This window comes from Pseudomonas laurylsulfativorans, assembly GCF_002906155.1.
In the GTDB taxonomy this organism is placed as follows: domain Bacteria; phylum Pseudomonadota; class Gammaproteobacteria; order Pseudomonadales; family Pseudomonadaceae; genus Aquipseudomonas; species Aquipseudomonas laurylsulfativorans.
The window spans coordinates 69,343-90,024 of the sequence record NZ_MUJK01000007.1 but is presented as its reverse complement, the minus strand read 5'-3'; the positions used below and the strand labels follow the sequence as shown (position 1 = coordinate 90,024).

21 protein-coding genes are annotated in these 20,682 nt (G+C 58.7%); 12 read left to right on the top strand and 9 right to left on the bottom strand.

Annotated features, from left to right (window positions below):
* Positions 1-212: 212 nt before the first annotated feature.
* Positions 213-1,550 (top strand): NADP-specific glutamate dehydrogenase, encoded by a 1,338-nt coding sequence (gene gdhA / locus B0D71_RS21140; protein WP_103396471.1) that lies wholly within the window; start codon positions 213-215, stop codon positions 1,548-1,550.
* Here gdhA and B0D71_RS21135 read toward each other — a convergent pair.
* The 4 genes from B0D71_RS21135 to B0D71_RS21120 form a co-directional block, all read right to left on the bottom strand.
* A complete protein-coding gene (locus tag B0D71_RS21135; RefSeq protein WP_103396470.1) occupies positions 1,547-2,041 on the bottom strand; it encodes a GreA/GreB family elongation factor in 495 nt (164 codons plus the stop codon). The two genes, gdhA and B0D71_RS21135, sit on opposite strands and share 4 nt — an antisense overlap.
* 70 nt (positions 2,042-2,111) lie before the next feature.
* Positions 2,112-2,468 (bottom strand): hypothetical protein, encoded by a 357-nt coding sequence (locus B0D71_RS21130; RefSeq protein WP_103396469.1) that lies wholly within the window; start codon positions 2,466-2,468, stop codon positions 2,112-2,114.
* A 134-nt stretch (positions 2,469-2,602) separates the two neighbouring features.
* A complete protein-coding gene (locus tag B0D71_RS21125) occupies positions 2,603-4,456 on the bottom strand; it encodes an Lnb N-terminal periplasmic domain-containing protein (RefSeq protein WP_103396468.1) in 1,854 nt (617 codons plus the stop codon).
* A gap of 233 nt (positions 4,457-4,689) precedes the next feature.
* Positions 4,690-5,178, bottom strand: a complete 489-nt coding sequence (locus tag B0D71_RS21120) for a DUF3015 domain-containing protein (protein ID WP_103396467.1) — start codon at positions 5,176-5,178, stop codon at positions 4,690-4,692.
* Positions 5,179-5,456: 278 nt separating this feature from the next.
* Between B0D71_RS21120 and B0D71_RS21115 the strand changes: the two genes are divergently transcribed.
* Both B0D71_RS21115 and B0D71_RS21110 read left to right on the top strand, forming a co-directional pair.
* Positions 5,457-7,895, top strand: a complete 2,439-nt coding sequence (locus tag B0D71_RS21115) for a Lon protease family protein (RefSeq protein WP_103396466.1) — start codon at positions 5,457-5,459, stop codon at positions 7,893-7,895.
* Between the two features lie 257 nt (positions 7,896-8,152).
* Complete coding sequence (locus B0D71_RS21110) at positions 8,153-8,494, top strand: PA4575 family protein (protein WP_103396465.1); 342 nt, start codon at positions 8,153-8,155, stop codon at positions 8,492-8,494.
* A gap of 6 nt (positions 8,495-8,500) precedes the next feature.
* On the opposite strand, the gene B0D71_RS21105 is transcribed toward B0D71_RS21110, so the two are convergent.
* Positions 8,501-10,330, bottom strand: a complete 1,830-nt coding sequence (locus B0D71_RS21105; protein WP_103396464.1) for a hypothetical protein — start codon at positions 10,328-10,330, stop codon at positions 8,501-8,503.
* Between the two features lie 171 nt (positions 10,331-10,501).
* Here B0D71_RS21105 and B0D71_RS21100 point away from each other — a divergent pair, with 171 nt between their 5' ends.
* From B0D71_RS21100 to B0D71_RS21090, 3 genes are all read left to right on the top strand, one after another.
* Entirely contained in the window at positions 10,502-10,990 is a 489-nt protein-coding gene (locus tag B0D71_RS21100) for a TIGR00645 family protein (RefSeq protein ID WP_007970904.1), read from the top strand.
* 216 nt (positions 10,991-11,206) lie between these two features.
* Positions 11,207-11,497, top strand: coding sequence for a DUF6482 family protein (locus B0D71_RS21095; protein WP_103396463.1), 291 nt, complete (start codon positions 11,207-11,209; stop codon positions 11,495-11,497).
* Between the two features lie 121 nt (positions 11,498-11,618).
* Positions 11,619-12,236 carry a BamJ family beta-barrel-assembly machinery protein gene (locus B0D71_RS21090; protein WP_007970907.1) on the top strand — a complete coding sequence of 206 codons (618 nt, stop codon included), beginning with the start codon at positions 11,619-11,621 and terminating at the stop codon, positions 12,234-12,236.
* 135 nt (positions 12,237-12,371) lie between these two features.
* On the opposite strand, the gene B0D71_RS21080 is transcribed toward B0D71_RS21090, so the two are convergent.
* The 3 genes from B0D71_RS21080 to B0D71_RS21070 form a co-directional block, all read right to left on the bottom strand.
* A complete protein-coding gene (locus B0D71_RS21080) occupies positions 12,372-12,629 on the bottom strand; it encodes a PA4570 family protein (RefSeq protein WP_103396462.1) in 258 nt (85 codons plus the stop codon).
* 205 nt (positions 12,630-12,834) lie between these two features.
* Positions 12,835-13,176 carry a zinc ribbon domain-containing protein YjdM gene (locus B0D71_RS21075; protein ID WP_103396461.1) on the bottom strand — a complete coding sequence of 114 codons (342 nt, stop codon included), beginning with the start codon at positions 13,174-13,176 and terminating at the stop codon, positions 12,835-12,837.
* Between the two features lie 166 nt (positions 13,177-13,342).
* Positions 13,343-14,311, bottom strand: a complete 969-nt coding sequence (locus tag B0D71_RS21070; RefSeq protein ID WP_053162548.1) for a polyprenyl synthetase family protein — start codon at positions 14,309-14,311, stop codon at positions 13,343-13,345.
* Positions 14,312-14,550: 239 nt separating this feature from the next.
* Between B0D71_RS21070 and rplU the strand changes: the two genes are divergently transcribed.
* From rplU to B0D71_RS21045, 5 genes are all read left to right on the top strand, one after another.
* Entirely contained in the window at positions 14,551-14,865 is a 315-nt protein-coding gene (gene rplU, locus B0D71_RS21065) for a 50S ribosomal protein L21 (RefSeq protein WP_007950961.1), read from the top strand.
* Between the two features lie 35 nt (positions 14,866-14,900).
* Positions 14,901-15,158, top strand: a complete 258-nt coding sequence (gene rpmA, locus B0D71_RS21060) for a 50S ribosomal protein L27 (RefSeq protein ID WP_003281574.1) — start codon at positions 14,901-14,903, stop codon at positions 15,156-15,158.
* A 195-nt stretch (positions 15,159-15,353) separates the two neighbouring features.
* Complete coding sequence (cgtA, locus tag B0D71_RS21055) at positions 15,354-16,577, top strand: Obg family GTPase CgtA (protein WP_008052064.1); 1,224 nt, start codon at positions 15,354-15,356, stop codon at positions 16,575-16,577.
* 137 nt (positions 16,578-16,714) lie between these two features.
* The gene (gene proB, locus B0D71_RS21050; protein ID WP_103396460.1) at positions 16,715-17,833 is read left to right on the top strand and encodes a glutamate 5-kinase; all 1,119 of its coding nucleotides are present in this window, start codon (positions 16,715-16,717) and stop codon (positions 17,831-17,833) included.
* A 12-nt stretch (positions 17,834-17,845) separates the two neighbouring features.
* Positions 17,846-18,310 (top strand): CreA family protein, encoded by a 465-nt coding sequence (locus tag B0D71_RS21045; protein WP_008022496.1) that lies wholly within the window; start codon positions 17,846-17,848, stop codon positions 18,308-18,310.
* A gap of 184 nt (positions 18,311-18,494) precedes the next feature.
* Here the strand turns inward: B0D71_RS21045 and rpsT are convergent, their stop codons facing one another.
* Positions 18,495-18,773, bottom strand: coding sequence for a 30S ribosomal protein S20 (gene rpsT, locus B0D71_RS21035; RefSeq protein WP_007970922.1), 279 nt, complete (start codon positions 18,771-18,773; stop codon positions 18,495-18,497).
* A gap of 252 nt (positions 18,774-19,025) precedes the next feature.
* Here rpsT and murJ point away from each other — a divergent pair, with 252 nt between their 5' ends.
* A complete protein-coding gene (gene murJ / locus B0D71_RS21025) occupies positions 19,026-20,564 on the top strand; it encodes a murein biosynthesis integral membrane protein MurJ (protein ID WP_103396459.1) in 1,539 nt (512 codons plus the stop codon).
* Positions 20,565-20,682: the final 118 nt, after the last annotated feature.

Sequence of the window (20,682 nt, the reverse complement as noted above, 5' to 3'; positions counted from 1 at the left end):
CTTGCCAGCGATGGCGCTGTAACTGTTGGTGCAGAACTCAGTATTGAAATCCCCAAACAGGTGCACCAAAAGCCAGAAAACCGGATTAATTTATATCCTGTGCACCATTTAATTTCATGAATGCGACATTTTGCTCTGTTCCTGTGCGCGAATCGTTTGTTACAGTCCGGCCCAATCTCTCCCAACGACAATAAATTTGCCGAGACTTTCCCATGATCGAATCCGTCGAATCCTTCCTTGCGCGCCTGAAAAAACGCGACCCGGATCAACCCGAATTCCACCAGGCCGTCGAAGAAGTCCTGCGCACCTTGTGGCCGTTTCTTGAAGCCAATCCGCATTACCTGACCTCCGGCATCCTGGAGCGCATCTGCGAGCCGGAGCGGGCGGTAGTGTTTCGCGTGTCGTGGGTCGACGATCAGGGCAAGGTCCAGGTCAATCGCGGCTTCCGCATTCAGATGAACAGCGCCATCGGCCCGTATAAGGGCGGCTTGCGTTTCCATCCTTCGGTGAACATGGGCGTTCTGAAGTTCCTCGCCTTCGAGCAGACCTTCAAAAACTCCCTGACTTCGCTGCCAATGGGCGGTGGCAAGGGTGGTTCGGACTTCGATCCCAAAGGCAAAAGCGACGCCGAAGTCATGCGTTTCTGTCAGGCCTTCATGAGCGAGTTGTATCGCCACATTGGCGCAGACGTTGACGTGCCGGCCGGGGACATCGGTGTCGGCGCGCGGGAAATCGGTTTCCTGTTCGGCCAGTACAAGCGCCTGAGCAACCAGTTCACCAGCGTGATGACCGGCAAAGGTCCAAGCTACGGCGGCAGCCTGATTCGCCCGGAAGCCACTGGTTTCGGTTGCGTGTACTTCGCCGAGGAAATGCTCAAGCGTCGCGAGCAGACGGTCGAGGGCAAGCGCGTGGCGATTTCCGGTTCGGGTAACGTCGCGCAATACGCCGCACGCAAGGTCATGGACCTGGGCGGGAAAGTGATTTCGCTGTCCGATTCCGAAGGTACGCTGTACTGCGAAAGCGGTTTGACCGAAGAGCAATGGCAAGCGGTGCTGGAACTGAAAAACGTCCAGCGTGGGCGCATCAGTGAACTGGCCGGTCGTTTTGGCCTGGAGTTCCGCGCCGGTCAGTTGCCATGGAGCCTGAGTTGCGACATCGCACTACCGTGCGCGACGCAAAACGAACTGGATGCCGAAGCCGCCCGCACCTTGCTGCGCAACGGCTGCATCTGTGTCGCGGAAGGCGCGAACATGCCTACGACGCTGGAAGCTGTGGACCTGTTCATTGAGGCCGGCATTCTGTTCGCGCCGGGCAAGGCATCCAATGCCGGTGGCGTAGCGGTGAGCGGGTTGGAAATGTCGCAGAACGCCATGCGCCTGGCGTGGACCGCTGGCGAAGTGGACAGCAAGCTGCACGCGATCATGCAGTCGATTCACCATGCTTGCGTGCATTACGGCGAAGAGAACGGCCGGGTCAATTACGTTAAAGGTGCGAACATCGCCGGCTTCGTGAAGGTCGCCGATGCGATGCTGGCCCAGGGCGTCGTTTAAGTCGGTTCGATGCGAATCACTTCTATCAATTGATCCCCGGCGGGGCGCTGCCACAACACTTCGTCGTTGAGTCGTGCGCCGAGCAGTGCCCGACCCAGCGGTGAGCCCCAATTGATCAGGCCGTGAGCGGCATCGGCCTGATCCTCGCCCACCAGCTGTACCCGGCGTTCGGTGGCGTGTTCGTCGGCGTATATCACCCAGCTGCCGATCTGCACCTTGTCGGTCGAAGTTGCGGCGGGTACCACCTGAGCGCTGCCCAGGCGCTGTTTGAAGTAACGCAAATCACGTTCGAGATCGGCCAGGCGCTGCTTGTCGGCCTGTTCGCCTTTGGCCGATTGTTCGGCGTGCAGGGTTTGCAGTTCGGCGACCTTACCTTGCAACAGATTCAGGCCTTGCGACGTGACGTAATTGGGCTGCGCGCTGACCTGCCGTTCGACTGGCTGATCGGCTTGCGCAGCGGCGTTATCTTCATTGACGAAGGCACGGCTCATGAAATTCTCCCGGTATAGGGTTTGGGCCATGGTCGCAGGCATTTGGTTTCGCCGGATGTCTGAAAGCGACTTACGGCGAGTGATAAGCCCGGGCGGCGTCCTGATCTTTCTGCTGCTGCCAGGCTTTGTCCCGCTCCTCCAGATGACTGTTGCGCCCATCCCCGCGGTCCTGGTTATCGCGCATGGCCTGGCACTGGCGGAAACCATCGCTCCAGCCCTCGGCGTACACCGGGTCCTTAAGGTAACGCGGGACGTTTTTGCGGAACTCGCCAGTGATCGCCCCGGCGGCTTGCCGGCCACTGCTGCAACCGTCATCGAAGCCATCGGCGAAGGCGGGTGGATAGCCTTTGGCGAGCAGGTCTTCGTGGGTTGACTGGCAACCTGAGATCAGCAACAACACACCCAACCATCCCGCATACCGCCACATCTCACTCTCCCAAGCCGATACGCTGCCCATAGAGAAAGTCTAGAGGTGGATTTGTCGGGTGGTTGTGAAAGGTGTGTAGGCATTTCGTCGAACACCACACCCCTGTGGGAGCGGGCTTGCTCGCTCCCACAAGGTCAGTAGTGATACCACTTCAGCTCAAGCATCACTTCGTTCTCGGGCGTGGCCAAATGGCTGAACTCACGCTGGGCGCTCAAGCGCAGGCCGAGATTGCGGGATATTTCCCACTGTTGATTCAGGCTCAGGCTACGACGCACTTCGCCATTGGTGAAGAAATCACCCTTGGCTTCCAGGCTCAAGTTACCCAGCGGGTTCTTCCACAGCACGCCACTGTTGAAGCCAGCGGCTGGCGCGACGAATGCTGCGAAGTCGTTATTGTGTTCGATACGCACCGTGCCCAAGGCAAAGCCGAGCGTGTCGTCGCCCAGTTGCCAGGTTCCACCGCCACCGCCGTTGACGTGGCTGACCAGGGTCTGGTCATCGTGCTTGCCCGGCACCCGCTCCAGGCCACCGGTGACTTGCCATGACAGCGGTTGCAGCAATTGGTTACGCGGGGTCAGGGAGCGAATGGTCGCCAGGTCCAGTCGCTGTACTTGCCAGTCATTGCCTTCGTACTGGCGCAGTTTCAATTGCAGGATTTCGATCTGCGCGCCAAGGGGAAAGCTTTCGTTGTTGTCATTGAGGTCGTGATACGCCATGCGCAAGCCGTACTCGCCAAAGGCTTTATCGCCACGGGTGCCGAGGCCGAGCTGCCAGGTACGGGACTCGTGACCGTCTTCAGGCAGGCCGGGTTGCGGGATGTCCAACTCCGGTGCCGGGTTCTGGTTGATTGCCCGCAGCAGTTCGAAGCTGCGTTGGGCGCGAGCCGGGTCGCGTTCCTGACCGTTGGCGCGGTAGCGCTCCAGACGATAGGCCGCATCGATAATCAGTGCCTGACGTGCGCGGGGTTGTGCCTGGAACGCCGGGTCTTGCAATTGCTTCTGATCGGCACTGATTTTCAGCACCCATTGCTGCTCTTCAGGGTTCAACGGCTCTGCGCGGCTGAGCAACTCGCGTTCCCTGGACGGACGATACTGGATCGATTCCACCAGCCCGGCCTCTTTCACGGCCTTGACCGTGTCGGTGGGAATGGCCGTGATCGGGAATTGCTCGGTCAGGCGCAGGCTCGGGCGGGCCACCTGCAACAGTTCCAGCAAGCGGTATGAGCAGTTTTCGTCGAAGAAGAAGTAATCGAACTTGATCTGCTTCAGCTCCCAGACGTGCTCGACCATGCGCGCGGTTTCCTGTTGGGTCAGGTTCAGCCGGTATTCCCACAGGTCGCGGTTTTCCAGGCTGCGGTATTCCGAGAGTTTTTCCTGATAGGGCACCAGCGCGAACAGGCCGGGATAACCGCCCATCAGGCCTTTCCAGGCATAGATAATGCTGTTGTCCGAGCCCTCGATATAGGCGCCGAAGTTGATGGCGTAGCTGAGCAACGAGGTCTTGTCGCTCTTTACACCGGCCTGGTCGATGCGCAGCAAGGTGTGGCCGAACATCGAGGACGGGCTGTTCAGATAGGCCGCCGGGAAGATCATCACCGCGCTGTCGGGCGAGACGTCCTTGAACCATTGCTTGAACCCGGCGCAGTCCGGTGTCGGCAGGCCGGTCAGGCCGAGTTGCTCTTTGAGCCAGCGGGTGCGGGCCGGGTAGACGCATTGAGCGTGTTGTTCACCGGCACTGGCCGGGGCGTACAAGGCTTGCACGGTCGCCGCCAGTTCATGCTCCGGATGTTCATTGCCGTCAGCGGCGAGGAAGAATTTCGGATCGCTGACATAGCTGCGCCAGCCGCCGAGCTTGGCGGTCTCGTAATGGCCCAGGGATATCCAGAAAGGGTCGTTGGCCAGTTGCTGCAAGCGTTGTGGGTCGATGTGAGGCGCGGCGGATAGCGGGGCGCAGACACACAGCGCCAGCCAGGCAAGGCGTTTGAGCATAGGTGGCAACTTAACTCGAAATAAATTAAGACCCAGCGCGGTTGATGCTTTCCCCTGTAGGAGCTGGCTTGCCAGCGATGGTCTCCAAGGCGCCGCGTTTATCCAGTAGACACGCGTCATCGTTAACGATCATCGCTGGCAAGCCAGCTCCTACAGTACGGAGGCATCACCCAAAAAAGGGGCAGGTCCAAAAAACAAAACCCGCTTCCCGAAAGAAGCGGGGCGGGTCGAGCTTAAGCTTGAGTTGCGTACTTGGCCAGACGAGGGTCGGCTTTGAGCACGGCCAGGGTGTTGGTATGCACATCTTCGGCAGTCACGTCAGCCTTGCTGAAGATCTGCTGGAAGTGCTCGTGGGTGACGGCGGCGAAGTGCGCACGGTCTTCCGGCGCCACGCCCAGTACCACGGCGTAGGTGGTCAGTGCTTCGCCCTGACCTTTGGCCATGTCTTCGGACAGCTCGTTCATCATGCCATTCATGGCAATCCAGGATTTGCCGCCATAGGTCAGCGCCGCATTGGTTGCGCAACCGTTAGTACCGGAGGTCATACCGAAGGTTGCGTTGCCGGAAGTACCGTTGGTGGTGGATGCCAGGAAGTGAGCCGGGGTGCCACGCTGGCCTTCGAACAGCATGTTGCCCCAACCGCAATCCGGACCGCCAGGCGCTTGCGCCATGGCATTGATGGATACAGCGGTGAAGAGAGTACCAAGAAGAATCCGTTTCATAGCTTTGTTCTCTTTTATGTGCGTACCAATAGACAAGGGGTCTGGCCCGTCTGGTGCCAGTGGGCCGGTCATTAGTCCAGCCGCGCAGTTTGGAGTTTAGGCACGATCACGGGGTTCCGTGATTTTTTGCAAAACATTCAGGGGAAACGACGAAACAGGCCCGGCCCGCCTGGGATTGGCGGATTGACTGTGCTCGGGCCTGCGACGCTTCTTGCCAGTCGGGCATGGGCAGCGCCAGAATGCTGGCATCTGCCCCGCACGATTGTTAAGGAAGCCCGATGCCTGATCCTGTTGCTGCCAGCTTGCGTCTAGCGCCCGAAGCGCTGACCCGTCCGTTTTCCGCTGAACAGTTCAGCTTCTCTACCACCAATGATCTGGAGCCCTTTCGCGGTGTGCTTGGCCAGGAACGTGCAGTCGAAGCCTTGCAGTTCGGTGTGGCCATGCCACGCCCCGGTTACAACGTATTCGTCATGGGCGAGCCCGGCACTGGCCGGTTCTCGTTCGTCAAACGCTACCTCAAGGCCGAAGGCAAGCGCCTGCAGACCCCGGCGGACTGGGTCTACGTCAACAATTTCGATGAACCTCGCGAGCCGCGTGCACTGGAGCTGCCATCGGGCACCGCCGGTGCTTTCATCGGTGACATCAACGGCTTGATCGACAACCTGCTGGCGACGTTTCCGGCAGTCTTCGAGCACCCGTCCTACCAGCAGAAGAAAAGCAGCATCGACCGCGCCTTCAACCAGCGCTACGACAAGGCCCTGGATGTCATCGAGCGTCTGGCGCTGGAAAAAGACGTCGCGCTCTACCGCGACGCCAGCAATATCGCCTTCACCCCGATGGGCGACGGCAAAGCGCTGGATGAAGCTGAGTTCGCCCAGTTGCCGGAAGCCGAGCGCGAACGCTTTCACGAGGATATTTCCGCACTGGAGGAGCGCCTGAATGAAGAGCTCGCCAGCCTGCCGCAATGGAAGCGTGAGTCGAGCAACCAACTGCGTCATCTGAACGAAGAAACCATCACCCTGGCCTTGCAGCCATTGTTGTCGCCATTGTCGGAGAAATACGCCGAGAACGCTGCGGTGTGCGGTTATCTGCAAGCCATGCAGGTGTACTTGCTCAAGACGGTGGTCGAGCAACTGGTGGACGACAGCAAGACCGACGCTGTCGCCCGCAAGTTGCTGGAAGAACAATACGCGCCGAGCCTGGTGGTCGGTCACTCGGTCAGCGGCGGTGCGCCAGTGGTGTTCGAGCCGCACCCAACCTACGAAAACCTTTTCGGTCGTATCGAATACAGCACCGATCAGGGCGCGCTTTACACCACTTACCGCCAACTGCGACCGGGTGCCTTGCACCGCGCCAACGGCGGTTTCCTGATCCTTGAAGCGGACAAAATGCTCAGCGAGCCATTCGTATGGGATGCGCTGAAACGCGCCCTGCAATCGCGCAAGCTGAAAATGGAGTCGCCGCTCGGTGAACTGGGCCGTCTGGCCACCGTGACCCTGACACCACAACACATTCCGTTGCAGGTCAAAGTCGTCATCATCGGTGCCCGTCAGCTGTATTACACGCTGCAAGACCTCGATCCGGACTTCCAGGAAATGTTCCGCGTCCTGGTGGATTTCGACGAAGACATCCCGATGGTCGACGAGAGCCTGGAGCAGTTCGCCCAGTTGCTCAAAACCCGTACTTCCGAAGAAGGCATGGCACCGTTGACCGCCGATGCGGTGGCGCGCCTGGCGACCTACAGTGCACGCCTGGCCGAACACCAGGGGCGCTTGTCGGCGCGTATCGGTGACTTGTTCCAACTGGTCAGCGAGGCAGATTTCATTCGCCACCTGGCTGGCGATGAAATGACCGACGCCGGGCACATCGAGCGTGCACTCAAGGCCAAGGCAACGCGGACCGGACGGGTTTCGGCGCGGATTCTCGACGACATGCTGGCCGGGATCATCCTGATCGACACCGATGGCGCGGCGGTCGGCAAGTGCAATGGCTTGACCGTGCTGGAAGTCGGCGACTCGGCCTTCGGTGTGCCGGCGCGGATTTCCGCCACGGTGTACCCGGGCGGCAGCGGTATCGTCGACATCGAGCGCGAGGTCAACCTCGGCCAGCCGATCCACTCCAAAGGTGTGATGATCCTCACGGGGTATCTGGGCAGCCGCTACGCCCAGGAATTCCCGCTGGCGATTTCCGCGAGCATCGCCCTGGAGCAATCCTACGGTTATGTCGATGGCGACAGTGCTTCCCTGGGCGAGGCGTGCACCCTGATCTCGGCGCTGTCGAAAACCCCACTCAAGCAGTGTTTTGCCATCACCGGTTCGATCAACCAGTTTGGTGAAGTGCAGGCGGTCGGCGGAGTCAACGAGAAGATCGAGGGCTTCTTCCGTCTGTGCGAAGCCCGCGGGTTGACCGGCGAGCAGGGGGCGATCATTCCTCACGCCAACGTCGCCACGCTGATGCTCGACGAGAAGGTGCTGGCGGCTGTGCGTGCGGGGCAATTTCATGTGTACGCGGTCCGTCAGGCCGACGAAGCCTTGAGTTTGCTGGTTGGCGAGCCGGCGGGCGAGCCGGACGAGAATGGCGAGTTCCCTGAAGGCAGCGTGAACGCGCGGGTTGTGGAGCGCTTGCGGGTTATCGCGGAAATGATCAGTGAAGATGATCTGAAAGAAGCCGAGAAGGAGTTGGCGCAAGAGGCTCTGGCGGAAACCAAACCGGCCTGATGCATCGTTGATGCTGAAACTGTGCAATCCCTTGTGGGAGCGAGCTCGCTCCCACAGTTTTTTGTGGCAAGCGTCGAAAAGCGTCGTCGAAATGACGTCAATATTCACACTATGACCATTCGGCGCCTTTCGGTCTTCGTCCGGCCTGCAAGCCAGACTTTTCTTCTATTCTCTGCTCAAGGATATCGACAGTAATCACAGGATCGAAACAGCCTTCCCGCGGGGGCTGAATACCGGATCTACCGAGGGTCGCCGCCATGTCGCGCAACCTCTGTCTCACCCGTCAATGTTTGGGCCTTGTGACCCGTATCGAATGTGCCATCCGCCCATTGGCGGGAGATACGGGCATGTGGACTCTGCTCTTCGCCGCCGGAATGGCCGGCGAACAACCTTCGGCCATCAAGGCTCAAGGCCCGTTTCACGGTCCGATCGCCGCTGAATCAATCCTCGACACCATTGTTGAAAGCCTGACCTTGCACGGCTACGAGTTGGCCGACGATCCGCAAATCTGGTGCCTGCACCTGCAAGCCCAACTGCGGGAAATCAACGGTGGTCGCTGCCGAAACATGGGCGGCTTCGAGTTTCACCCCGAGCACTGAGTCGCACTATTGATCAAGGCGCGTCATGTCGGCCTTGTCGAGTTTGACCTCGAAACCATATTGCACGGTGGTGAGGTCAGTGCGCTGATAGGTTTCCAGGCGCGTAGGCTGCCCGTAGAAGTAATGCACGGCAAACTGCGCCGGACCCTGTGTGCTCGCGCCATGGCTGACCGATAGAATTTCCTTCAAGTAACTGCCGGTGTCGTCCTTGGCGAAAAAACGCCAGTCCTGGGCGGGATACGCCTTCAGGTCTACCACCAGCACGTTGTCTTTGAGCTCGAGGCCTTTGGGCAGTTGATGGGTATCGATGGTTTTTTGCTCGACCGTGGCCAGGAACAACGGCATCGAACCCACCGCGTAGGCCGGCGTTTCCGGAAACAGGTTCAGATCATAAGTGATGGTGCCGCGCAGGGGATCGATCTGGTAGGCCTCGGGCGGCAGCTCGATCGGCTCGTCGCGTTTGCCGCCAGTGTCTTCCGTGAAGAAACTCACCGGACTTTCTCCGGGGTTGAACGATGTGCCGAGCAGTTCATCGTTGAAGCTGCGCAGGTGAGTGAATTCGATTCGCGCAGCGCTGGGGTCGTCGACCGATTGACTGATGCTGACGTTCTTTTTCAGTTGCTCCTCGCTCAGCGTTGCCCCTTTTAGCCAAGTCGCCGCCTGGTCGTCATAGACCACTACGTGCAGGTTCAGGGGCTGGATAGACTTGTCCGTGGTCTCGGCATCGAAGCGCCGGATTGGCAGGTCGAGGTCCTTGCGGGTGACCGTGGCGGCGGAAAAATCCAGGATGCTGACTTCGAGGGTTTCGATCGTCCCGTTGAAGTACACCTTCGAATAATGTCGAGCCTGCTGTTTTTCAAAGTTGCGTTGTTCTTCGTCGAGCTGTTTTTCCAGGGGCTCGCTCCAGCTCTTTTGCTGCTGCATCTTGGCCAGCTGTTGCTGATAGAAGGCGATTTGTACCGCAGTTTCGTTGATTGAGCCGGCGCGCGAGATCAATTGCCCGGTGCTGTCCCTGGCCTGGACGATCAGTGGGTTCAGCGGTGTTTCACTGACTTCGGGGGCCAGCGGCGCGCTGTTGTTGTATTCGATTTCCGCGTAGTTGGTCGTCAATGTGAGCAGGGTGACGCTCAGGTTGTCATTGGTGCGGGTCTGGCCTACGTCCTTTTTCGTCAGGTCGAAGCTATAGAGGCGGCGTGGCGCGATGACCTCGACTTTGCCTTGCAGGCTCACCGGCTGTGGCTGCTGCTTTCTGTCGATGTCGAGACCTTCGATGAAGGGGTAGGCGACGGTCAGGTCATCGGGGTTGGTCAAGTTGGAGCTCGAAGGGCTCAGCTGGATGCCGGGGTCGGTTTCCGACCACTCCGGCTGGAAGGGAATCACTCGTTTATTGCTCAAGGTGACCGACTGCCATTCCAGCCCGTGGGGAAACAAAAACGCGGCAGGAACGCTGAAGGTGAACGGAAACACCGGTTGCAGATCGGTCAGGTAGTCGGAACTGGAATCCTTTTGCAGCACGAATAACCCGTTGATGTAGGTGTCGACCAGGGCCTGCGGGGTCGGGTAGTGCTTGAGCATGGCGAGGGTGTCTTCGCCGTATTCGGTTTCTACCGGCTTGCTGTCGAGCTTGAGTTGCGCGCGCTCGAGAAGCAGCAGTGAGCCGCCCAGCTCCGACACAGCATCCTTGAGCTTTGGATCCTGAATGGCGTCCAGTGACTTTTCGAACTGCGCGGTTTTTTCTTCGAGGCTGACCTGGCGTTTTTCATCGCTGGGTGAGCAGCCGCTCAGTAGCAGCGCCAGGCAAATTCCGGCACTCGTCAAAGGCAATCGCGCATCCATTTCCAGTCTTCCTGTCCGACATCACTGAGCGGTCAATGATTTGGACACTAGCAGAAAAACGTTGATACACAGGCGCAGGTAGCGGATTTTTCGACGGTTTCTGACCGCTTCTGGGTATGGACGAGCGGCTGGTATACTCGCCGCCATTTCCAGCCCCACATGTGAGATTCAATGGAACGCTTTATCGAAAATGCAATGTACGCCTCGCGCTGGCTGTTGGCGCCGATCTATTTCGGCCTGTCCCTCGGGCTGTTGGCGCTGGCACTGAAATTCTTCCAGGAAGTCTTCCACGTCATCCCGAACGTGTTTTCGATGGCTGAGTCGGACTTGATCCTGGTGCTGCTGTCGCTGATCGACATGGCCCTGGTGGGCGGTTTGCTGGTGATGGTGATGATTTCCGGCTACGAGAACTTCGTCTCGCAACTGGACATCGACGACAGCAAGGAAAAGCTCAACTGGTTGGGCACCATGGACTCTTCTTCGCTGAAGATGAAGGTGGCGGCGTCGATCGTGGCGATCTCGTCCATTCACCTGCTGCGCATCTTCATGGACGCCAAGAACGTCGACCCTGAACATCTGCAGTGGTACGTGATCATCCACATGACCTTCGTGGTCTCGGCATTCGCCATGGGTTACCTGGATAAAGTCACCAAGCACTGATCCGGACACGCTCCCTTGTGGCGAGGGAGCGTGCTCCCGCTGGATTGCGAAGCGATCCCGTTTTTTTAAGGGCCGCTACGCAGCCCAGCGCGAGCAAGCTCGCTCGCCACAACCTCCTGCGCTAACAGACAAACGGTCTGGCCAGTGGCTTGTGCTTTGATGCGCCGAGGCCTATCCCTGTAAGTATGTTGGCTCGCCACTGAGTGAGGTGCGTTCATGACCCTGCATGAGTTGAATGCGTATGCCGTCGCCGGGAAGGTCGATGAGCTGAACCTGATCTCTATGGAGGGGGGCATCTACCTGCTGGAGGCGCGGATGCATGGCGCGGCGTATCCATTGAACGATACACATGGGCACATGATGAGCCTGCGTTCGGTGGAGCATGCCCGTGATGTGCTGCGCTCCTTTCCCAAGTTGCACTTCAACCTTGTGCACACGGTCGTGCATGATGAAATGTGCGGTCTGGTTGCCGATGTTGAGGAAAACCTGAAGGTGCCGATCGCCTGACGCCTCTCATCAATGGCATGACATCTGTGCTAGTCTGCTGGCCCTTTTGGTTCCGGGCGCTCCGGGACGCGCTGTGCACGCATGGCAAGTTCCCGAGCCGTCCGCACAGCGGAGCAGTGTCATGTCCGAAGTAAATCTGTCCACCGACGAAACCCGCGTCAGCTACGGTATTGGCCGTCAGCTGGGCGACCAACTGCGCGACAACCCGCCACCGGGCGTAAGCCTGGACGCGATCCTGGCCGGTTTGACCGACGCATTCGCCGGTAAGCCAAGCCGTGTGGGTCAGGAAGAGATGTCCGCCAGCTTCAAGGTCATCCGCGAAATCATGCAGGCCGAAGCTGCAGCCAAGGCTGAAGCGGCCGCTGGCGAAGGCCTGGCTTTCCTGGCTGAAAACGCCAAGCGTGAAGGCATCACCACTCTGGCTTCCGGCCTGCAGTTCGAAGTGCTGACCGCTGGCGAAGGCGCCAAGCCATCCCGCGAAGACACCGTGCGTACTCACTACCACGGCACTCTGATCGACGGCACTGTGTTCGACAGCTCCTACGAGCGCGGCCAGCCTGCAGAATTCCCGGTTGGCGGCGTGATCGCCGGCTGGACCGAAGCCCTGCAACTGATGAACGCCGGCAGCAAATGGCGTCTGTACGTGCCGAGCGAACTGGCTTACGGCGCTCAAGGCGTTGGCGGCATCCCGCCGCACAGCGTACTGGTGTTCGACGTCGAACTGCTCGACGTTCTGTAAGACCCGCTGATTACCTGTACCTGTAGGCGCGAGCCTGCTCGCGATGGGCGTCAACGATAACGCGGCCATCCTGAATGAACGCGGTGTGTTTGAGTTCTTCGCGAGCAAGCTCGCTCCTACAGGGTCTTGCGTTTTTCATACTTCGATCTTTGTGTGCAGTTCGCTATGCGGGCGCAACGCCCGGGCATAGCAGAAAAGAAACAGATTACGCACCAGTTCCTTGAGCACCAGAGGCTCGCTGGAATTCAGGCTGCTGACATCCAGATCACCTTGGTCTTGCAGCTCATGCAAGGCTTCTTCTTCAAGCACTGCACAGACTTCCCCGGTTTCCCGATGCAGGATCCTGAGGTAAGGGTGTGGGCGGTCCAGCCAGGCATCGATCAAATAAGTCATGGTTCTCATCTCCATTGAAGGTTTGATGAGAATAATTCTTATTCATCAAATAGCAAGGGCCTATTGGCGGTTTGCGCTTTTTTCCAGGGTAAAGATTGCGTCAGGTCAAAACGACTGGCGTTTGGCTATTGCCAGGGTTTACCGGGTCAAGCGGGGGAGGGTGAGGCGCCATCCCACGCCAGGCGCAGGATGGATAACAGCAGCTTCAGACTTTTCTGACGAACTCGGACTTGAGTTTCATCGGGCCGATGCCGTCGATCTTGCAATCGATATCGTGATCGCCATCGCACAGGCGGATGTTCTTGACCTTGGTGCCAACCTTGACCACCAAAGACGTGCCCTTGACCTTGAGGTCCTTGATCACGGTGATGGTATCGCCGTCCTGCAGGACGTTGCCGACCGAATCCTTTTTCACCGCGTCGTCGGACACCGCTTCGGCGTCACCGCTGGCGGACCACTCGTGGGCGCACTCGGGGCAGATCAGCTGGGCGCCGTCTTCATAGGTGTATTCGGAATTGCATTTTGGGCAGGGTGGCAACGTGCTCACTAAGGCTCCTTGGATTCAGGATCGCTAAAAAGCGCACATTGTATAGGGTTTTATCGCAGGGAGGTGGGACTGTAGGAGCCGGCTTGCTGGCGATGCATGCGCCTCGGTGTGTCAGGAACACTCCGGTGATGCGATCGCCAGCAAGCCGGCTCCTACGAAAAGTGGGTCAGTGCGTACGTGCGACCGCGAACTCGCTCAGTTCAACCAGTGCATCACGGTATTCGCTGGCAGGCAGTGCGTCGAGGCACTTGATCGCGCGGGCCACGTAATCTCGGGCCAGTTGCGCGGTGTATTCCAGCGAGCCCGAGGCTTCCACGGCTTCGCGGATGCTTTCCAGGTCTTCGATTCCGCCTTTCTGGATCGCCTTGCGCACCAGGGCGGCCTGTTCCGGCGTGCCTTCGCGCATGGTGTAGATCAGCGGCAGGGTCGGCTTGCCTTCGGCCAGATCGTCACCGACGTTCTTGCCCAAGGTTTCGGCGTCGCCTTTGTAATCGAGCAGGTCATCGACCAGTTGGAAGGCTACGCCCAGGTGATCACCGAATGTACGCAGGGCTTCAGCCTGTTCCGGCGTGGCTTCGCACAGGGCCGCGGCGCTGTGGGTCGAGGCTTCGAAGAGCATCGCGGTCTTGCCGCGGATGACTTCCATGTAGGTTTCTTCCGTGGTGCTGGCGTCACGTACCTTCGACAACTGCAACACTTCGCCTTCGGCGATGATGCGCGTGGCTTGCGAAAGGATCTTCATCACTGGCATGGAGCCCAGTTCGACCATCATTTCGAAGGAACGCGAATACAGGAAGTCGCCGACCAGCACGCTTGGCGCGTTGCCCCACATGGCGTTGGCGGTCGAGCGGCCGCGGCGCATGCCGGACATGTCGACCACGTCGTCATGCAGCAGGGTCGCGGTGTGCAGGAACTCGATGGTGGCGGCCAGCAGGCGCAGCTCGTCGCCTTCACGACCAAGGGCCTTGCCACACAGCAGCACCAATAAAGGACGCAGGCGTTTGCCGCCGGCCGAGGTGATGTAGTCGCCGATTTTCGATACCAATGGCACTCGGGAAGTCAGCTGCTTCTTGATGATGCCGTCGACGGCGCTAAAATCGTCCGCCACCGCGCGGTAGAAAGCTTGGGGTTGCATCAGCGACAGTTGCTCCAGAAGGGTTGCGCGGCATGCTAGGACCCACGCCAGCAGGTGTCAAGGCGCGATGGACGGCCTCTTGCAAGGCGCTCGTGCCTTGCGTACAATCGCGCACCCTGAACTTCCTGGGCAGCACCTGCCTTACGCAATTGCAAGCGGGCCTCCAGCCCCATGCAGCCATGCCAGCCAATACCTCTTCTTATAAAGAGCTGGGTGAGCAGGATTATCGGAGAAATACCATGTCTTATGCAGTAATCGTTACTGGCGGCAAGCAGTACAAAGTCGCCCCAGGTGAATACCTGAAGATCGAAAAACTGGAAGTCGCTACCGGCGAATCCGTTACCTTTGATCGCGTTCTGTTGGTTGCCAACGGTGACGACGTGAATATCGGCGCTCCAGTTGTTGCTGGCGCTACCGTTGTGGCTGAAGTGATCTCCCAAGGTCGTCACGATAAAGTCCGCATCATCAAGTTCCGTCGCCGTAAGCACCACATGAAGCGTATGGGCCACCGCCAGTGGTACACCGAGATCAAAATCACCGGTATTCAGGCTTAATTTCAGCCTAATTCCTCACTAGGAGAATTGAACTCATGGCACACAAAAAAGCTGGTGGTAGTACCCGTAACGGTCGCGACTCAGAAGCCAAACGCCTTGGCGTGAAGATGTATGGCGGCCAGGCTATCAAAGCGGGCAACATCATCGTGCGTCAGCGCGGCACCCAATTCCACGCTGGCTACGGCGTTGGCATGGGTAAAGATCACACCCTCTTCGCTAAAGTCGAAGGCGTGATCAAGTTCGAAGTAAAAGGCGCCTTCGGTCGTCGTTACGTGAGCGTAGTCGCAGCTTAATTGCGCGATCGCTGGAAAAGCCCTGTCTCGCGACGGGGCTTTTTCGTTTGTGGGGTGAGTCTCTTGCAAAGCTGTTTGTATGGGCTGTCGGCGTACGATGTAGGTGTCGTGGTTTGGGGTCGCTGCGCTCATTTTTGCAAGAGTCTTATGTCTTGATTGTTTTTCGGCTCGTCCGTATGGCGAGAGGCGTTTGTTATGAAGTTTGTTGATGAAGTATCGATTCGCGTAAAGGCTGGTGACGGTGGCAATGGCGCCATGAGTTTCCGTCGGGAAAAATTTATCGAGAATGGTGGCCCGAACGGCGGTGATGGCGGTGACGGCGGTTCCATCTACATGATGGCCGACGAAAACCTCAACACCCTGGTCGACTACCGTTACACCCGACACTTCGATGCCGAGCGTGGCTCCAACGGCGGCAGCACCGACTGCACCGGCAAGAAGGGCGAAGACCTGATCCTGCGTGTGCCGGTCGGTACCACGGTGATCGACTCTGCCACTCAGGAAGTCATCGGCGACCTGACCAAGGCCGGTCAGAAATTGATGGTGGTGCAAGGCGGCTGGCACGGTCTGGGCAACACCCGTTTCAAATCCAGTACCAACCGTGCGCCGCGCCAGACCACTCCGGGCAAGCCGGGTGAGCAGCGCGACCTGAAACTGGAAATGAAAGTACTGGCTGACGTCGGCCTGCTGGGCTTGCCGAACGCCGGTAAAAGTACCTTTATCCGTTCGGTTTCGGCTGCCAAGCCGAAAGTTGCCGACTACCCGTTTACCACGCTGGTGCCGAACCTGGGTGTGGTCAGTGTCGATCGCTGGAAGAGCTTCGTCATTGCCGATATTCCGGGTTTGATCGAGGGTGCTTCCGAAGGCGCTGGTCTGGGCATTCGCTTCCTCAAGCACTTGGCGCGTACGCGTCTGCTGCTGCACCTCGTGGATATGGCGCCGCTGGATGACGCTAGTGCACCGGATGCCGCTGAAGTGATCGTCAACGAGCTGATCAAGTTCAGCCCGTCCCTGGCTGAGCGTGATCGCTGGCTGGTCCTGAACAAGTGCGATCAGATCCTTGATGAAGAGCACGATGCTCGCGTCAAGGAAATCGTTGATCGCCTGGAATGGACGGGTCCGGTCTACGTGATTTCGGCCATCTCCAAGCTCGGTACCGAGCGTCTGTGCCACGACATCATGCGTTACATGGAAGATCGTGCCGATCGTCTGGCCAATGACCCGGCTTACAAGGAAGAGCTGGCTGATCTCGATCAGCGCATCGAAGACGAAGCTCGCGCGCAACTGCAGGCGCTGGATGACAAGCGTGCCCTGCGTCGCAGCGGTGTGAAGTCGGTCCACGACATCGGAGACGATGATTGGGATGAAGAAGATGTGGATGACGAAGACGGTCCGGAAATCATTTACGTGCGTGACTGATTCGTTGCGATAAACTTAAGCGCCGCTCAATCGAGCGGCGTTTTAGTATCTGGAAATCGATTGTTGGTCACGAATAACCACGAATAACGTCACGGGCAGTGCCAGGTCGCGCTGCCCTCAAGCTAAGGTTGAAGATGATGCGGAGCAAGGTGACAGGTGCGCAGCGTTGGGTCGTGAAGATCGGCAGCGCTTTGCTGACGGCGGACGGCAAGGGCCTGGATCGCGCAGCAATGGGTGTCTGGGTTGAACAGATGGTGGCCTTGCATGAGGCGGGTGTCGAGCTGGTGCTGGTGTCCTCCGGGGCGGTGGCGGCTGGTATGAGCCGTCTGGGCTGGACCTCGCGACCCAGTGCGATGCACGAACTTCAGGCTGCCGCTGCAATCGGCCAGATGGGGTTGGTGCAGGCCTGGGAGTCGAGCTTTGCCGAGCATGGCCGGCATACTGCGCAGATTCTCCTGACTCACGACGACCTGTCCGACCGCAAGCGTTACCTGAACGCCCGCAGCACCTTGCGTGCGCTGGTCGAGCTGAAGGTCATTCCGGTGATCAACGAGAACGACACGGTGGTCACCGACGAAATCCGTTTCGGCGACAACGACACCCTTGCGGCGCTGGTGGCCAACCTGGTCGAGGCTGACCTGCTGGTGATCCTGACGGATCGGGATGGCATGTTTGACGCCGATCCGCGCAACAATCCGGATGCCCAGTTGATCTACGAGGCGCGTGCCGATGATCCTGCGCTCGATGCGGTGGCGGGCGGTACGGGTGGTGCGTTGGGTCGTGGTGGCATGCAGACCAAGCTGCGTGCTGCACGTCTGGCAGCCCGTTCCGGAGCTCACACCATCATCGTTGGTGGGCGGCTTGAGCGTGTGCTAGATCGCCTCAAGGCGGGTGAGCGTATTGGTACGTTGCTGTCGCCGGAGCGCGGCATGCTGGCGGCGCGCAAGCAGTGGCTGGCCGGTCATCTGCAAACCCGTGGCACCCTGGTGCTGGATGCGGGGGCGGTGACAGCCTTGTCCCAAGGCAACAAGAGCTTGCTGCCGGTTGGGGTCAAGTTGGTGCAGGGCGGTTTCCGTCGTGGTGAGATGGTGGTCTGTGTGGCGCCGGACGGTCGTGAGATTGCCCGTGGCCTGGCCAACTACAGCGCGCTGGAAGCGCAAAAAATCATCGGTCAGTCGTCCGAGGCGATTGTCGGTCTGTTGGGTTACATGGCGGAACCGGAACTGGTTCATCGCGATAACTTGATCCTGGTCTGAAGGAATACCTGAATGCGCGTGGCAAAAGGATTGTTGGGATTGCTGTTGGCGATGCCGCTGCTGGCCTCGGCCGAGGAAATCGGTCAGGTGTCGACGGTGTTCAAGTTTGTCGGGCCAAATGACCGGATCGTGGTTGAGGCCTTCGATGATCCCAAGGTCGATGGCGTGACCTGCTATCTGTCGCGCGCCAAGACGGGTGGTGTGAAGGGTGGTCTGGGGTTGGCTGAGGATCGTGCCGAGGCGTCCATCGCTTGCCGCCAGGTCGGGCCTATCAGCTTCAAAGGGGAGCTCAAGGATGGCGACGAGGTGTTCAAGGAGCGTACGTCCCTGGTGTTCAAGACTATGCAGGTGGTGCGCTTTCTCGACAAGAAGCGCAATACGCTGGTGTACCTGGTGTATAGCGATCGCTTGATCGAGGGCAGCCCGCAGAATGCGGTGACGGCGATTCCGATTTTGCCGTGGGCGCACGCCCAATAATCTGATGTAAATCGAACTGTGGGAGCGAGCCTGCTCGCGAAAGCGGTATGCCATTCAGCGTCAATGTTGACTGGCATGGCCTCTTCGCGAGCAGGCTCGCTCCCACATTTTTTTGTGTCGAAATCATCAAATCGCAGGCAATAAAAAACCGACCCTGAGGTCGGTTTTTTAATGAACGAGTCGCTTAGGCAGCAGCGGCAACGTTCAGGGCCTTTACGTGGCCATTCAGGCGGCTCTTATGACGAGCTGCCTTGTTCTTGTGGATGATGCCTTTATCGGCCATGCGGTCGATAACTGGCACGGCCAGAACGTAAGCGGCTTGAGCTTTGGCAGCGTCTTTTGCGTCGATGGCCTTAACTACATTCTTGATGTAGGTACGAACCATGGAACGCAGGCTGGCGTTGTGGCTGCGACGCTTCTCAGCCTGTTTTGCACGTTTTTTGGCGGAAGGTGAGTTGGCCACCGTCGAGCTCCTCGAAAGACTTTTTAGGAAATAGCAAACAAAATAGGCTGCGAATCATGCCGATGAGTTGAAGTCTTGTCAAGGGCGCTTGAAACGTTCCGCTAAGTGGTAGGCGTGGTGCGACGGGATATTTCTTTCCGGCGTGTGACCTGTAAACTCGCGAGCTTTGGCTCTGTGCTGTTGCGGCGCGGAGTATCGCATAAGCGGGCGCTTTATTCGCCTGCTGTTTATCGACAGGCACAAACTCTTTCAATGAATCTGCTCAAATCGTTGGCCGCCGTCAGCTCTATCACAATGCTTTCCCGGGTTCTTGGGTTTGTTCGTGACACCCTCATTGCGCGGACATTTGGCGCGGGAATGGCGACCGATGCCTTCTTTATCGCCTTCAAACTGCCAAACCTGCTGCGCCGGATTTTCGCCGAGGGGGCGTTTTCCCAGGCATTCGTGCCGATTCTTGCCGAATACAAAAGCCAGAAGGGCGAGGAGGCGACTCGCACCTTCATTGCCTATGTCTCGGGCCTACTGACGCTGGTGCTGGCGTTGGTCACGGCGTTGGGCATGATCGCCGCGCCTTGGGTCATCTGGGTGACGGCGCCGGGTTTCACTGATACTCCGGAAAAATTCGAGCTGACGTCCAGCCTGCTGCGGGTGACCTTTCCTTACATTCTGCTGATTTCCCTGTCTTCGCTGGCCGGCGCGATCCTCAACACCTGGAACCGCTTTTCGGTGCCAGCCTTCGTGCCAACCCTGCTGAACGTCAGCATGATCATTTTTTCGGTGTTTTTGACGCCGTACTTCGATCCGCCGGTGATGGCGCTCGGCTGGGCGGTACTGGTCGGCGGCCTGGCGCAGTTGCTCTATCAACTGCCGCACTTGAAAAAGATCGGCATGCTGGTGCTGCCGCGCCTGAATCTGCGCGATACCGGTGTCTGGCGCGTCATGAAGCAGATGTTGCCAGCGATCCTCGGCGTCTCGGTGAGCCAGATTTCGTTGATCATCAACACCATCTTCGCTTCGTTCCTGGTCGCCGGTTCCGTGTCCTGGATGTACTACGCCGACCGTTTGATGGAGTTGCCATCCGGCGTGCTTGGCGTGGCGCTGGGGACGATTCTGCTGCCGACCCTGGCCAAGACTTACGCCAGTAAGGATCGTCATGAATACTCGCGCATCCTCGACTGGGGCCTGCGCCTGTGCTTCGTATTGGTGTTGCCTTGCTCGCTGGCACTGGGGATTCTGGCGGAGCCGTTGACGGTTTCGCTGTTCCAGTACGGCCAGTTCGGTGCCCATGATGCGGCCATGACTCAGCGCGCGTTGATCGCCTATTCCGTCGGTTTGCTTGGGATTATCGTGATCAAAGTGCTGGCGCCGGGCTTTTATGCGCAACAAAACATCCGCACGCCGGTAAAAATCGCAATTTTCACGCTGGTCGTCACTCAGTTATTCAACCTGTTACTGATCGGCCCGTTGGCTCACGCGGGTCTGGCGCTGGCTATCAGTGCCGGCGCCTGTCTCAATGCAGGGTTGCTCTACTATCAGCTGCGTAAACAGCAGATGTACCAACCGCAACCGGGCTGGGCAAAGTTCGGCTTCAAGCTGGTGGTTGCGGTCGGGGTGATGTCTGGCGTGTTGCTGGCAGGGATGCATTTCATGCCGGCCTGGGGCGAGGGGCAGATGCTTGAGCGTTTCCTGCGTCTGGGTGCCTTGGTCGTTGCCGGTGTGGTGGCTTATTTCGGCATGTTAGTGTTGATGGGCTTCCGTTTGCGCGACTTCAATCGCAAGGCGCTGGGATAGAGGTTCTGGCCTCGATAAACACGGGCGAGCCGGCGGTTTTGTCGGTTCGATCACTTTGGGTTACGGTGTTGCCTGTCGTCGGCCGCCGGGTGTGGTTATAATCGACCACTTTATGAGC

Excerpts from the sequence above, each read along its gene's own strand:
- gdhA (WP_103396471.1), top strand. The coding sequence starts at position 213 with ATGATCGAATCCGTCGAATCCTTCCTTGCGCGCCTGAAAAAACGCGAC.
- B0D71_RS21135 (WP_103396470.1), bottom strand. The coding sequence starts at position 2,041 with ATGAGCCGTGCCTTCGTCAATGAAGATAACGCCGCTGCGCAAGCCGAT.
- B0D71_RS21130 (WP_103396469.1), bottom strand. The coding sequence starts at position 2,468 with ATGTGGCGGTATGCGGGATGGTTGGGTGTGTTGTTGCTGATCTCAGGT.
- B0D71_RS21125 (WP_103396468.1), bottom strand. The coding sequence starts at position 4,456 with ATGCTCAAACGCCTTGCCTGGCTGGCGCTGTGTGTCTGCGCCCCGCTA.
- B0D71_RS21120 (WP_103396467.1), bottom strand. The coding sequence starts at position 5,178 with ATGAAACGGATTCTTCTTGGTACTCTCTTCACCGCTGTATCCATCAAT.
- B0D71_RS21115 (WP_103396466.1), top strand. The coding sequence starts at position 5,457 with ATGCCTGATCCTGTTGCTGCCAGCTTGCGTCTAGCGCCCGAAGCGCTG.
- B0D71_RS21110 (WP_103396465.1), top strand. The coding sequence starts at position 8,153 with ATGTCGCGCAACCTCTGTCTCACCCGTCAATGTTTGGGCCTTGTGACC.
- B0D71_RS21105 (WP_103396464.1), bottom strand. The coding sequence starts at position 10,330 with ATGGATGCGCGATTGCCTTTGACGAGTGCCGGAATTTGCCTGGCGCTG.
- B0D71_RS21100 (WP_007970904.1), top strand. The coding sequence starts at position 10,502 with ATGGAACGCTTTATCGAAAATGCAATGTACGCCTCGCGCTGGCTGTTG.
- B0D71_RS21095 (WP_103396463.1), top strand. The coding sequence starts at position 11,207 with ATGACCCTGCATGAGTTGAATGCGTATGCCGTCGCCGGGAAGGTCGAT.
- B0D71_RS21090 (WP_007970907.1), top strand. The coding sequence starts at position 11,619 with ATGTCCGAAGTAAATCTGTCCACCGACGAAACCCGCGTCAGCTACGGT.
- B0D71_RS21080 (WP_103396462.1), bottom strand. The coding sequence starts at position 12,629 with ATGACTTATTTGATCGATGCCTGGCTGGACCGCCCACACCCTTACCTC.
- B0D71_RS21070 (WP_053162548.1), bottom strand. The coding sequence starts at position 14,311 with ATGCAACCCCAAGCTTTCTACCGCGCGGTGGCGGACGATTTTAGCGCC.
- rplU (WP_007950961.1), top strand. The coding sequence starts at position 14,551 with ATGTCTTATGCAGTAATCGTTACTGGCGGCAAGCAGTACAAAGTCGCC.
- rpmA (WP_003281574.1), top strand. The coding sequence starts at position 14,901 with ATGGCACACAAAAAAGCTGGTGGTAGTACCCGTAACGGTCGCGACTCA.
- cgtA (WP_008052064.1), top strand. The coding sequence starts at position 15,354 with ATGAAGTTTGTTGATGAAGTATCGATTCGCGTAAAGGCTGGTGACGGT.
- proB (WP_103396460.1), top strand. The coding sequence starts at position 16,715 with ATGCGGAGCAAGGTGACAGGTGCGCAGCGTTGGGTCGTGAAGATCGGC.
- B0D71_RS21045 (WP_008022496.1), top strand. The coding sequence starts at position 17,846 with ATGCGCGTGGCAAAAGGATTGTTGGGATTGCTGTTGGCGATGCCGCTG.
- murJ (WP_103396459.1), top strand. The coding sequence starts at position 19,026 with ATGAATCTGCTCAAATCGTTGGCCGCCGTCAGCTCTATCACAATGCTT.